Consider the following 15,282-nt stretch of genomic DNA (forward strand, 5'->3'; position numbering starts at 1 on the left):
TTTATTATGTGTTTTCATATAATCTTTAAATTTAAAGTATTTCCGTCCCCAAATGGGGACGGAAATAAATAATTAATACATAGGATTCTGAGTCAACTGCCCATCACTTTGATCTATTTCATATTGAGGAATAGGTAATCGACGATGTTTACCAATCACAAAATTGTTGAAGTCTGCATCACGAGATTTCAATTCATTGATACCTTCTTGTGTATCCAACATTCCCCAACGTTTCAAATCAGCCCAACGCCATCCCTCGAAACATAACTCCAAAGTTCTCTCCATTTGTAAACGCTTTAGGAAAGCATCCTTAGAGTTAAGACAAGCAGCCCATCGGCTATCTTTCAACTTAGCCAAACCAACTCTATCACGTACCTGATCTACATACTTAGCAGCCTCAGCAACCGTACCATTTGTCTCAACAATACATTCTGCATAATTTAACAAAATATCTGCATAACGTATGATACGATAATTATTACGTGCAAAATAATCTTCTCTTTCACGATAATAAGAAGTATTATATTTACGTATATAGCAGTCTTCCGGATCTTTTCCCCAATTATTCCACTGTTCATCAGCATCCGCATCTGCTATATTATAATATTTCTTTGACTCATTAGGAAAGTCTAAAGAAAATCCATGATACAAAATACTGTTATACAGACGAATATCATTTTCCCCATCAATCCTCTTCTCTTTTAGATATTCATCAACCAACCAACGTCTGGCTTTTCCATCTCCCCAACCGATTCCACTAGGAGCATAAAACTGTGTTCTCTGAAAACCGGTAGCCATACTAGCATTATTTCCAGTATCACCTTTGTTCTTATCATCAAATTGAATTTCAAAAACACTCTCTTTGTTATTTTCATTTAAGTCCGTGAAATTATCTACCCAATTATCAATTAAACCATACAAACCGGTCTTTTCCTTTTCTATTAACCAGCTCAACTGTTCTTTTGCTTTATCATACAAATGCTGTTGCATGTATGCTTTCCCAAGTAATGCTTTAGCTGCTCCACGAGTGGCACGTCCCAAATTCTCTGCATCCCAACTATCTGGCAAATTTTCAGCAGCGTAAAGTAAATCTTTTTCCACTTGAGCCCAAATTTCAGCCTCCGTAGCATCTTTCGGACGATAACCGGCATCAACAGGTTCCAATATCAATGTACCTTTGTCCCAAAGTAAGTTTATCTGAAAATACCACAATGCACGCATGAACGACGCCTGTGCCAAAACTTGCTTCTTTTCAGTATCGTCCATATCAATTGCAGGTACATATTTCAACACTTGGTTACAACGGAAAATACCCATATAGAAATATTCCCAATGCTGATTATTACCTTCATTAAAATTATAGTTAGAATATAGGAATCGCGTCCAATCTCCTAACTCAATCCAAGGTGAAGAACTCCATCCCTCATCCGACGACAAATCATAACGGAAAGAAAGCCAACGCATCCATGTAGGCTCTTTATATAAGGCACTATAACAAGCATTTACACCCGCTTCTGCATCAGCAGCCTTATTCCAGAATGTAGATATAGTTACTTCATTGGGATTGTCTATATCTAATAAATCAGCACTACACCCTGTACAAAAGACCAATGCACTACCTAACAAAAAGTTGTATATTTTTTTCATATCAAAATCAATTAAAAAGTCAAATCCAAACCAAACATTACTGAACGAGTATTAGGGAAAGCAAATCCATTAGTACCTCTATTCCACACATCTGTATTTACAAAATCCGGATCCAGGCCACTATACCCTGTAATAGTAAGCAAGTTACTTCCAGTCACATACAATCTTAGTTTATCAATTCCATAACTATTTAACCAAGACTTTTTAAATGTATAACCTACAGAAATATTTTTCAATCTAAAATATGAACCGTTTTCCAGGAAGCGATCGCTATCCATTGAATTTCGCTGGTCACCATAGATAATACGAGGGGTGCTTGAAGATGGATTCTCCTGATAAGGTTCTTCTCCTTTTTCAAAACGAATATAATTTGAATTATCAGAGAACAAACGTCCCTGCCATTTGTCTACATTATAAATCTTGTTTCCAAATTGGCCATACCACATCATACTCAAATCAAAATTCTTCCACTCCGCATTAAATATTAAAGAAGTTTGTAGCTTAGCCCAAGGACTTCCACAGATTTGTCGATCATTATCTGTAATATTTGTGTCATCATCAACATTTACATATCTTACATCACCCAATTGTGGACGTTGTCCATTTATTAAAATAGGTTCTCCTTTAGAATTTACATAATTATCAATATCTTCCTGTGTTCTAAAGAGTCCATCTGTTTTCCGTAGATAAAACATAGCTAATGGCTCGCCCGGCTTACTGATAGATTGGCCAGAAATCAAATAAGGCTTATCATAACCTAAATCTGTCACCTCATTCTTTAATGTAGTAAGATTCAGACTAACATTATATTTAAAATCAGACACTTGATCTCTCCAACCTATTGTCATTTCAAAACCTGAGTTCTTCAAACTTGCAGCGTTGGCTTTTGGAGCCCCACCCTGATTACCTGTAGATAAGGCAATCGGCATATCTGTCAAAACATCAGATGTCTTAGATATATAATATTCAGCACTAACATTTAAACGCTGGTTTAAAAATGCTGCATCCAAACCAAAGTTCATCGTCTCCTTTGTTTCCCAAACCAAATTACTATTTACCAGTTTTACTTGTGCAGCTCCGGCTACCGGTACTCCTCCTATAATCGTCACCAAACTCTGATTAATTGTACCTAAGTAATCCCAGTCACCAATGGATGAATTACCCAGACGCCCCCAGTTTCCTCTAATTTTCAAATCGTCTATCCAAGATGATTTAAAGAATTTTTCCTTAGAGATTCTCCATGCAGCAGATATAGAAGGGAAATTACCCCAACGATTTTCTTTAGACAAACGAGAAGTACCATCACGACGGAAAGTAGCTGTAAAATAATATTTATCATCATAAATATAATTTGCACGACCCAGATAAGAAATCATTGCATTCTTACTAATACTATTTGTATTTTGCTGATTGCTTTTTCCTGCATCAAGTACATGCAACCATTCTTCATCACTTATTAACGGAAAATTCAAACGTGAAGCCCACAATCCTTCCCACTCATGACTCTGATAAGTGGTACCAACAACGGCATCTACATGATGCTTTCCAAAATCCTTATTGAAATTCAAGGTATGCTCAATCAGCATATTATATGTATTGTCACGTTGTTTCTGACTTTCCGGATCACGATGTTCCTGATTCTGTGTCCAGTTACCTTCTCCTCTAAACCATGACTTTTCATAGAAATATAAATCTATACCTCCATTAAACTTATAAGACAAGAAATCAAAAGGTTTAAATTCCAGCCATACGGAACCATTTATACGATTCTGACGTTCCTCCATTTCTTCCAGATTCTCACGTGCTATCGGATTAGTTCCAAAGGTATTATATTTAGCAGCATCTCCATAACCATAGCCTCCTGGATTATTTTCATCATACACAGGTATAGTAGGCATCATACGCATGACATCATTATAAGGATTGGTCTGCAAAGGATCTTTATTTGTCAATGAATAAGCTAAATTTTCCCCAAAAGAGAACCATCCCCTCTTGCCTGTGGTATTTACACGAAAGCTATAACGATTAAAACTATTACCATAAGAAACTCCATCATTATTATAATATCCAGCTGATACATAATAATTTCCAGATTCTCCACCACCAGACAAAGACACATTATAATCTTGAACTAAAGCAGTTTTAAATACTTCATCCTGCCAATTAGTATCAAAATCTGAGTGTTGCTGTAAAGAAGTAATGCTACCTACTCCATTTTTTATAGCCTCATTATAAGCCATATCATTATACTTCTTATATTCAGCAGCATTCATAAGATCATATTTCGGACTCCATTCTAATGTTTCTTTTACACTAACACCAACTTTCATCGGGCCTTTGCTACCCTTCTTAGTCGTTACAATAATGACTCCATTAGCAGCACGAGAACCATAAATAGCTGCAGCAGAAGCATCTTTCAAAATTTGCATAGATTCGATATCCGCTGGATTAAAATCTACTCCAGGATTGGTAATCATTCCATCTACAATCCACAAAGGAGAATTATCACTCAACGAACCGACTCCACGAATTTCTATAGAAGCATCTTCACCAGCTCTACCGGTACTACGAACATTAATACCTGTCGCCAAACCTTGCAACTGACTAGTAATTGTTCCAGCTGCACTTTTTTTCATTTCCTTAGCATCTACAACTGCTACAGCACCTGTAAGATCTGATTTTTTCACAGACTGATAACCAATCACAACGACTTCATCAAGAGCTTCCGAATCATCCTTCATAACAATTTTTAAAGGCTGTCCTTTAAACGTTATCTCTTGAGACACCATACCAATATAGGAAAAAACAAGTACATCTCCCTTTTTCCCTTCTAAAGAGAAGTTACCATCCAAATCTGTAGTTGTTCCCACTGTACTTCCTTTTATAATCACATTAACTCCAATCAAAGGAAGATTTTCTACATCAACTACTGTACCGGTCATTGTTACATTCTGAGCATAAATATTTAATGTAAAGAATGTAAAAAACAGAAATAATAGTTTTTTTGCCATTGTTTAAAACAGATAGATTAGATTTAAAAAACAAAGTGAATAATTCACTCTACAAAATACATTTAAAGTTAACTGCAATACATAAAATTTTAAGGACTTCTTTTTATTCTCATAGTTTATTAGTTTATTGATTCAGTGCAAATGTAGGCCTTCCATAACATAACAAGGAGAAAAATACGCTCATTTCATATTACAATACTGTCAAAAGGAAATAATAGAGCACACAACACTTGTCATGAAATGTTTCTTATATTTCATGACAAATTCGTTGCATAAAAAACATTTTTGATAAAGAATCGATTATTTATCTCCTGCAAAATCTTTAGGTAACATTCCAAATTGTTTCTGAAAACATTTGGTAAAATAAGATGGCGTATTAAAACCAACCATGTAACACACTTCATTAATCTTGCAATTTCCTTCTTTTAAAAGCTGGGCTGCTTTTTTCAATCGTTCGATGCGAATATAGTCATTCGGTGTGACATCCAGTATTCCTTTTATCTTACGGTTCAAACTTGAACGACTCATACACAGCTGGTCTGCCATATCCAACAAGCTAAAATCAGGATTCTGAATATTGGCCTGTACAATTTCATTCAATTTCTTCAGGAATTCTTCATCAGCCTTAGTAATTGCCATACTATTTGTCTGCACAAAAGGTGCATGGACAAAGGTAGCTTGTAACTGTTCACGATTTTTCAACAGATTCGAAATACAAACTTTCAGGTATTCCATAGAGAATGGCTTTTCCACATACGCATCGGCTCCGGCTTTCATTCCTTCAATCTTTGACTGTAAAGTGGTTTTAGCGGTCAATAAAATAACAGGAATATGACTGTAATTCAAATCAGACTTTATTACATTACACAATTCCAAACCATCCATTTCAGGCATCATTATATCCGAAAGAACCAAGTTCACAATAGAAGTCTGCAAAATTTTCAAAGCTTCAACTCCATTGGATGCAACAAACACTTTATAAGATTCAGCCAACTGTTTCTGTAAAAATTTACGCATCTCAGCATTATCCTCTACTATCAACAACGTATAGCGGAAGGAATCTGACTGCGAAAGCGGTTCCACCACATTTGAACCTACAGCGGGAACAGGCTCTTCCTCTTCTGTATGTGACAAATTTAATATCTGTTCATGACACAATGGAAGCTGAAGAATAAAACGGTTACAATCCAATGCTTCATCCATCGATAATTTTCCCCCATGCAATTCTGCTAAAGAACGAGCCAATGCAAGTCCGATACCGGTACCTTGCACATGAGTATTTTCTTCATGATATTGCTTAAAAGGTTTAAAGATCTCTTCACGTTCAGCTTTCGGAACAATTACTCCATCGTTTTCTACAGACAGAATCAATAAATTGGAAGCGTTGTCCAAACGTAATTTCACATGAATATAAGTATCAGAATATTTAATTGCATTGGTAAACAAATTACTTATAATCTTCGTAAATCCCTCCTTATCGACCGAAGCATGTAAATCATCTATACTTTCTATTGTAAACTCCAAACCTTTTTCCCGAGCAAGAGGAGTGAAACGTTTATAAATAGCCTGTAAAATACCCGATAAATTATAATCCATAAAATTTAACCTGAAACCTTTTGTTTCCGTCTTACGGAAGTCAAGCAACTGATTTACCAAATCCAGTAAACGATTGGTATTCAAATCCATAATTTCAAGGTCATCTTTTATATCTTCATCCAAATGAGCTGAAGCCAACACATTCTCCAAAGGACTTTTTATCAAAGTCAAAGGAGTACGTATTTCATGTGCCACATTAGTGAAAAAATCTATTTTCGCCGTATATAATTCACGCTCTTTTTCATATTTCAAAATTTCCATCGCCCGCAAATGCTTCCGCTGACTCTTTTTCCGGAAATAATACACCCCCATCAAGATAAATAAGACTGACAGAACACCGTAAATAGTATAAGCTACCCAAGAAAGATAAAAAGGAGGATTCACTTTGATTTTCAATATCCGTTCCTGAAGACTCCAGATACCATCACTATTGGCCCCTTTAACTCTTAATGTATATGAACCATAAGGTAAATTAGAATAACTAATCTTCGAATTTCCACCTTCTAACGTATACCACTCCTTATCATATCCTTCCAACTTATAGACTATTACATTTGACAGAGGAGCCTGGTAACTCAATACGGCAGCCCTCAAAGAAAATGAATTTTGTTCTGCACTCAACTCAATTTCATCTGAATAAGTAATACTTTTAGAAAGAGGAGAACCCTTTACGCCAATCGGAGAACGTTTATTAAATAAGAAGAAATCGGTCAATGCCAATGAAGGAACTTGTTTATTCTCAACAAATTCATAAGGATTAAAAGCTATAAATCCATCAATACTTCCTAAGTAAATCGTCCCCTTATCATCTTTGAATCCTGATTGATAATTAAACTGATTACTAAGCAATCCATTAGCTGTAGTATATATATGTTTGGCACCCGTTTCCGGATAAAATGACACCAAACCCTTATTTGTGGTCAACCACAATTTCCCTTCATTATCTTCTACTATTTTATATACAATATTACTAGGAAATCCATCAGTCATATCATAGCAAACAAAATTGTCAGTTTCCGGACAGAAACGACAGAAACCAGCGCCTTGCGTAGTAAACCATATCCTTTTATGACTATCTTCAAATATACTAATTACCTTATTATAAGGCAAAGATGTGCTATCCTCGGGAATCCACTTATAATGTTTCCAACGATTTTGAGGCAAATCATAACAAAAGACTCCATCCGAATAAGTTGCCAGCCACAATTTCCCGTAACTATCTTCAAGAATATCATAAACAAAAACATTATCCAACTCTTTTATACGTAGAAAATCATCCGACAAGCGATTATACCTCAATAAACCTGAAGTTGTACCAATCCAAATATCGTTGGTACTAGTCTTACATACAGAAAAAATATTATCGGAATTCAATGTATTAAGTGCATTTCCTTTGCTATAATGCTTCAAGGTATTTGTGCGTAAATCAATATGGCTCAGCCCATCAGAAAAAGTACCAACCCACAAAGTGTTTCCATCCAAACATAAACCATGAATATTATGTCCCAGCTCCAAATGATGGAACGGTTTTATCTTTCCATTCTTAGGATCAAAATTAAACAACCCTTTATCTTCCGTACCAAACCATAATGTACCATCATTTCCGGCACAAAATTCCCGAACGCGCCTTCCCATTTGCTGGAGAGTCTCACGAGGATAATATTTTTCAAAATAGGTATATTGACAAGGGTAATAACTTAGTCCTCCAAAATAAGAACCGACCCACATTCCCCCTTCACGGTCTTTATATACGTTATATATTGCATTGTCAGACAGAGCATAACGTTCATCTATATCCGGCGTAGTCAAATGCTCATACTCATTTGTTTCTATATTATAAATATACAATCCCTGCTCTGTTCCAATCCACAAATCCGTATCGGAACGGAAACAAATGTCACGCACATATTCATCCAATAACTTCCTTACCTTACGAGAGGTCAAATTAATCTCCATCAAACCTTTGGAAGTCCCCACATACAAACAATTATGCAACCCTTCTACATAAGAATTAATTACAAGGCCTTTAAAAATGCCCTCTCCATCTATATCGTTAAAAGCATTAAAAGAAGAGTTGTCTTGCGAAACATATAAATTATCCTCATAACGAGCAATCCACAACTGACCTGCATAAAACCAGAAATGAGTTACATTAGCAATTCCCGACTCTCCACAAGAAACAACTTTTGTCAAATTCTTTTTTCCACTGTTATAACAAAACAAACCCTGATTATCAACTTGAAATCCAGATATTATTTTGTGAATCAGATGTAATCCAAGTTACAGCACGTGTAATTTTTTCACCTGAAGATACAATTTCTGTATCTAAAAACTGAAATGCCTCTTGAACGGGATTATAAATATATACTCCCGCATCAGTTCCAACCCAAATATATCCCTCACAATCTTCATATAAAGCTGTAATGAAATTATTGCCTAATGAAGAATTCTCTTTCTGAAAAACTCTACACTCTTGTCCATCATACTGATTCAAGCCATCTTTCGTTCCTATCCACATAAATCCTTTCTGATCTTGCAGTATTGCATTTACAGTGCTCTGCGAAAGGCCATCATTGATACCCAATGTCCGAAAATAATAAGACATTGAAGAAGATATTATTACTTCCGGAAAGCTAAAGAAAAGTAACAATATAATTATGCTATATAATACAGTATGTTTTTTCATCATAGTTACAAAGGTATATATTTTTCAAAAAGAACAGAGGGGCAAAGAGTATTCTACCCCAGAATTCTCTTCCCCTCTGTATCATATTATCTTTTTACCTTATTTGTTTAAAGATTCACATAGTTTACGGTTAATCTCACGAACTCGCTTTTCATCCAGTTTAATTACTTTACGGTCGTATGTTATCAAACCATTTACTTCCACTTCTACGTCTGTGGTCTGCGTATATACTGCTGCAGAAAAGCCGCGAGGTATTAAATCATAAAGTTTTTCCGCATATTTCACATATTCATCTGTCACTTCCTTAGAAGAATTGAACTGAATATATCCCCAGTTACGGTCCGGTTCCCAGATATGTCCCTGTACTACCCAGCCAATGCCTCCATATTCACCCAATACTGTCGCTCTCTGTGCATCATACAGATACAATTCCGGAGCAGGATAGTTGTGCAAATCCAGCATATCCCCACAAGTGTAATGGTTACCTCCACTGGCAGGATTTACCAGACGAGTCGGGTCATATTGTTTGGTCCATTCCACTATTTCCGGAGTTTTGAACTGTCCCCAAGCTTCATTAAATGGAATCCATGTGCCAATGCAAGGATAAGAATACAATACATCCATTATTTCCTTCCATTCCTTCCGGTAACAAGCTTCCGACTCTGCACTTCGCTTCATTTCAGTGCCCTCAAAATATTTCCGGTTCTGCCATTCCGGATTACGGTCACCGCTGGGCATATCCTGCCATACAATAATACCCAACCTATCACAATAGGTATACCAGCGTGCAGGCTCTACTTTAATATGCTTGCGAATCATATTAAATCCAAAATCTTTTGTCTTCTGTATATCGTACAATAAGGCCTCGTCCGTAGGAGCCGTATATAATCCATCCGGCCACCAGCCCTGATCCAGAGGACCAAACTGGAACAACGGCTTATTATTCAACTCCAGACGTACAATACCGTTTGCATCACGTTTAGAAGAATATTTTCGCATAGCTGCATAACTGGACACTTCATCCACCAGTTTTCCACCCTGCTTTAAAGAAACCTTCAACGTATAAAGGAAAGGAGATTCGGGCGACCATAATTTAGTATTCCCTGGCATTGCTACCTGTACACATTCTCCATTAATACTTTTTCCTTGCGCTACCAACTGCTGACCATCAAAGACTTTTACCTCTACCAAATCTTTCGAAGTAGCATCTTTTACCAAGGCCTTTAAAGAAAGCAAGGAATTATCAATATCGGGAGTAATACGTAAATCCTGGATATACGATTCACTGACAGGTTCCATCCAGACAGTCTGCCATATTCCGGTCACCGGAGTATACCATATACCTTCAGGACGCGATACCTGCTTTCCTCTTGGCTGGTAACCCTTATCTGTCGGGTCCCATACCTTTACCATCAAAGTATTGTTTTTTCCCTGCAAAGCTTCTGTAATATCAAAAGAGAAAGGAGTAAATCCTCCGGTATGACTACCTACCTTTACATCATTTACCCATACATCAGTTTTCCAATCTACTGCTCCGAAATGCAAAAGGACTCTTTTCCCTTTCCAAGAAGAAGGAACGTCAAACGAACGACGATAGACCAACTCTTTCTCTGCACCTACTGTTTTAGCTACTCCCGACAAAGAAGATTCTACAGCAAAAGGTACCAGAATTTTCCCATCAAAAACAGAAGGGCTATGTTTTCCTTTTTCTATAATTGCATAATCCCAAAGGCCATTCAGATTTTCCCATTCTGTTCTTTCCATAATAGGCCGTGGATATTCTGGTAATACATTATCAGGATTTACCTGTTCAGACCATTGCGTTCTAATCCGTCCTTCAACCGGCTTCCATTGTGCATGCAGCTGTGCTGCTAAAGCTCCCCATAAGGCAAGCACCATCCATAGTTTTTTCATTGATATTAATTTTTAAGATACCTTACAAAGGTAGGATAAAACAGCTGCTCTGCATAAAACAATTCTGTCAAAAAATAGAATCATTTATTCATCTCATTTATAATACAAATCATTACTATAAGACTATTTTATTTTTTATATTGAGAATAATCTTTTTACATTTGTGCAAAGATTACTATTTAACCCTGATATGAAAAAAACTTTTTTGCTATTCCAAATATATATTTTATTCTCTATCTATTGTTGGGGAATACCGTCAACTACTGAAGATATTAATTTCACTCCACTGAAAAACCTTATACAACTCCCAACCAATGAAATTCGTAATCTTTTTCAAGATAAAGAAGGATATATATGGATTGCCACTTATAATGGATTAGTACGCTACGATGGATATTCCACCAAAATCTATCATGCCGAATCCGAAAATACGGAAAAATCAATTGATGGATTCATTAATATAGTAGCAGAAGATAATCAATCCAATTTATGGATTGGCACACACAATGGTTTATACAAGCTAAATAAAAAACGTGAAACCATAGAAAAAATACACTTGCCTAATCCTCAAGTCAGCAATGTGGAAGCCGTTGCATGCACACGAGAGGGGACAATATGGGCTGGTACTAATAAGGGGCTCTTTATAAAGAAAAAAGATAAAAAAAACTTTACGTTATACCAAACCATTCAAAATTTTGATGTCAAGTCTTTATTAGAAGATAAACGAGGGCATGTCTGGATTGGAACCTGGAGTCAAGGACTCTTTCGATACGATCCCACACAAAAGCGTTTATATACATACCACAATGTATGCTCAAGCAAGTCAGCGCATATCATATTTCAAGATAAAGACGAAAATATATGGATTGGCACATGGCGATGTGGGCTTTTGAAAATGCAAAATCCTTATGACATGCAACACTACGAGTTTATCCGATACACTCACGACAAAAATAATCCGTCAAGTATTGCAGACGACATCATTTACGCCATTACTCAAGATAAAAACACAGGTAAAATATGGATAGGCTCCCGAAGTGCACTCAGCATTATTGAATCAGAAGATGGAACGTTTACCAATTATTATCCAAGCAATAAAAGTGGGCATCTACCTTTTAATGAAGTAGATGCATTACTATCCAGCAAAGATGGATTAATGTGGGTAGGCATGCTTGGAGGAGGAATCCGAATTGCCAATACCAATACACGTAAATTTAACCTAAACTCCCTAAAAACCGTAAGAGAAATATTTCCTAGTGCATCAGTAAGAGCTATTTGCCCTATCGATAATCATTGGATATGGATAGGAATCATGGGATTTGGTTTCGCCAAATATAACATGCAAACTCAGGAAGTCATTCCATACAACCAAATTGATGCCTTTCAAAAATTACCTCTTATATCTACAGTCAATGAAATCATTCAACTGAGAGATAATGGAGAGTATTGTTTTGCCACATGGGATGATGGACTATGGATTTTTGATGGGGAAAAAGTACAAGAAATCAATATTGAATCACACCCACAATTAACGGATGTTTGTATATACTCCGTATACGAAGATTCTAAAAGAAATATATGGCTAGGAACAAGAAGTGGCATTTTTTTACTTGACAAACAAAGAAAAATGTATGCCATTAATAACTTAATTGAGAATAAAACATTTATTCCTCAAAAAGAGTCTATATTCCGTATACAAGAAGATAAGGATGGAAATATCTGGGCTGCAACGCCCAATTCTGGAATATGGAAGTTAACTCCCCACAATAATAATTTTATCGCCAAACAATACACCATCCAAGCCCAAAATGCAAAATCAATCGGAGCCATGACATTATATATAGACAGTGATAATACAATATGGGCAGGAACAAACGGGAAAGGACTTAGTATTTACAATCTTGAAAAAGATTGCTTCCAGTATGCATTACCGACCAATATGAAAAAAGGAGAAGTTATATCATGTATATTGGAAGACAATCAAAAAGGATTGTGGGTTACTACTACTTCAGAAATGATTCACATTCATAAGGGGCAAACAAAGAAAAGCGTACAGGTATTTACTACAGAAGATGGACTACAAGATCATATTTTCAACCGAAATGCTTGTGCAAGAGGAAAAGATGGGAAGTTATATTTTGGTGGGGTACATGGTATAAACAGCTTTTTTCCTGAAGAAATCAAATATGATACAGTTTCATATCCAGTTGTATTAACTGAGCTAAAAATCTATGATACCCCCATTTCACGCATGCCAGTCAGTGAACAGCGAAAAATAATTGATTCAACCCTGGGGTATGCCCAGCATATCACACTTTCCCACACACAGAACAATTTCAGTATTGGATTTTCCGTATTGAACTACATAAATCCTCTTTTAAATAAGTATGAATACAAATTGGAAGGATATGATAACCAATGGATTTCTACCGAAGGATATCATCCAGCAGCATTTTATAATAACCTACCTGCTGGGACTTATATTTTTTCCGTAAGAGGCAGCAATCCCAATGGCTTGTGGTCAAATAACATCCGTTCCATCAAAATTACCATACTGCCTCCCCCTTGGTTTACCTGGTGGGCATATTGCATCTATATTATTATCATTATTCTATGCATATGGTATACTTACAAAATCATAAAAAGAAGAATCAAACTACAACAAATGGTGGAACTCGCCAATATCCAACGCGAGAAAAATGAAGAAATCAACCATAGCAAATTACAATTCTTTACGAATATAACCCATGAATTACTGACTCCATTATCCATAATTTCAGCTTCTATAGATGAAATCAAATTACATTTTCCTGAGGTTCATAAATCTCTTCCGGAAATAGAAGATAATTTATTAAGACTTAAACGATTAATTCTTCAAATACTAGAATTTAGGAAAGTAGAAAACGGCAGACAGAAATTAAAAGTTTCCTATGGTAACTTAACAACTTTCCTACAACATTCTGCACAAGCCTTCTCACCTCTTGTTCGTAAGAAAAATCTACATTTTGTATTTTCGAATATCGACATAGAGTATCAAGGCTATTTTGACCGTGACAAACTTGACAAAATAGTTTATAATCTATTGTCTAATGCAGCCAAATATACTCCTGAAAACAAGACTATTACAATATCACAAACTTATGACAATGAACAGAAACTTTTTCTAATCAGTATAAATAATCCGGGAGAACCAATTCCTGATAATAAGCTAAAACATTTATTCGAGAGATTTTATGAAGGTGACTATCGCAGATTTCATACCATTGGTACAGGTATAGGACTATCCTTGACTAAAGATCTAACCATATTACATCATGGAGAAATTAAAGTTAACAGTAATAAAGAAACAGGAAATACTTTTACTGTCATCATCCCTATAAACAAGGAAGCTTATAGTAAAGAAGAAATTGAAGAAGATGATACAAATTGGGAAATTTCTGAGACTGCGCCTCCAATTCGTCCCATCTCTAATACACCAATAGCACAAAGTCAACACGAGCCAAGCAATGAAATTGTTCCCAGGCAGAAACCGGCATTATTACTCGTAGAAGACAATGATGACCTGCGTAGTGTGATGAAACGTATTCTGACAGATCACTTTGACCTTACTGAAGCCTCATCTGGAGAAACCGCCTTACTCCAACTGGAAGATAAAAAAATAGATATTATTGTATCTGATGTGATGATGCCTGGAATGAATGGCTTTGAATTATGCAAAAAGATTAAAGAAAAATTTGAAACGAAGCATATACCTGTAATCCTATTGACCGCTAAAACAAGCGATATGGACAGGATAGCTGGATATGAAGTAGGAGCTGACGGATATATATGTAAACCTTTAAATATATCTGTTTTACTCGCCAAAATTGAAAATCTCCTTAAGAAGAAAGAATCCTCCAATGGAGATTCTAGAAAACAATTAATATTTGAAGCCAAACAATTAGATTATACGAGTCAAGACGAAGAATTTTTAAGAAAGGCTGTTGAGTGTGTAAATGCTCACTTAAGCGACATGGAATTTGATACAACCATTTTTGTGCAAGAAATGCAAATGTCTAGAAGTGCGTTGAGTGAAAAATTGAAACAACTGACAGATATGACGCCTCTAACCTTCATTTCCAGCATACGCTTACAAGCAGCCTTTCGACTATTAGAGGAAAAGAAAAAAATACGTGTTTCAGAACTGGCCTATTCCGTCGGTTTCAACGATCCAAAATATTTCAGCCAATGCTTCAAAAAGAAATTTGGTTTCCTACCTAAAGAATACGCAGCCAACAAAGAAAATGATGACAAATAAGTTTTCCGTCCTATCCTCAAAAGGATGAAAAGATAGCAGAAAAGGATGATTTTTTAGTATTTATCCTTTTCTGCTATTTTTTCATCATCATATCATTCATGCAAAATTATTTTTGTGACATCCAATTGCAA

General features: G+C 35.9%; 4 protein-coding genes and 1 pseudogene. 1 reads left to right on the plus strand and 4 read right to left on the minus strand.

The features are described 5' to 3' along the window. Positions 1-72: 72 nt before the first annotated feature. From ACMJ0U_RS01705 to ACMJ0U_RS01720, 4 genes and pseudogenes are all read right to left on the minus strand, one after another. Entirely contained in the window at positions 73-1,647 is a 1,575-nt protein-coding gene (locus ACMJ0U_RS01705; RefSeq protein WP_417127773.1) for a RagB/SusD family nutrient uptake outer membrane protein, read from the minus strand. An 11-nt stretch (positions 1,648-1,658) separates the two neighbouring features. Further along, positions 1,659-4,658 (minus strand): SusC/RagA family TonB-linked outer membrane protein, encoded by a 3,000-nt coding sequence (locus tag ACMJ0U_RS01710; RefSeq protein WP_417127774.1) that lies wholly within the window; start codon positions 4,656-4,658, stop codon positions 1,659-1,661. Between the two features lie 300 nt (positions 4,659-4,958). Then, positions 4,959-8,940 (minus strand): annotated as a pseudogene (locus ACMJ0U_RS01715) (two-component regulator propeller domain-containing protein). A 99-nt stretch (positions 8,941-9,039) separates the two neighbouring features. After that, entirely contained in the window at positions 9,040-10,854 is a 1,815-nt protein-coding gene (locus ACMJ0U_RS01720) for a glycoside hydrolase family 2 protein (RefSeq protein WP_417127776.1), read from the minus strand. A 190-nt stretch (positions 10,855-11,044) separates the two neighbouring features. Here ACMJ0U_RS01720 and ACMJ0U_RS01725 point away from each other — a divergent pair, with 190 nt between their 5' ends. After that, complete coding sequence (locus ACMJ0U_RS01725) at positions 11,045-15,151, plus strand: hybrid sensor histidine kinase/response regulator transcription factor (RefSeq protein ID WP_417127777.1); 4,107 nt, start codon at positions 11,045-11,047, stop codon at positions 15,149-15,151. The last annotated feature ends 131 nt before the right edge of the window (positions 15,152-15,282 follow it).

Origin of the sequence: Phocaeicola sp. (assembly GCF_048170425.1) — a bacterium.
Lineage (GTDB): Bacteria > Bacteroidota > Bacteroidia > Bacteroidales > Bacteroidaceae > Phocaeicola.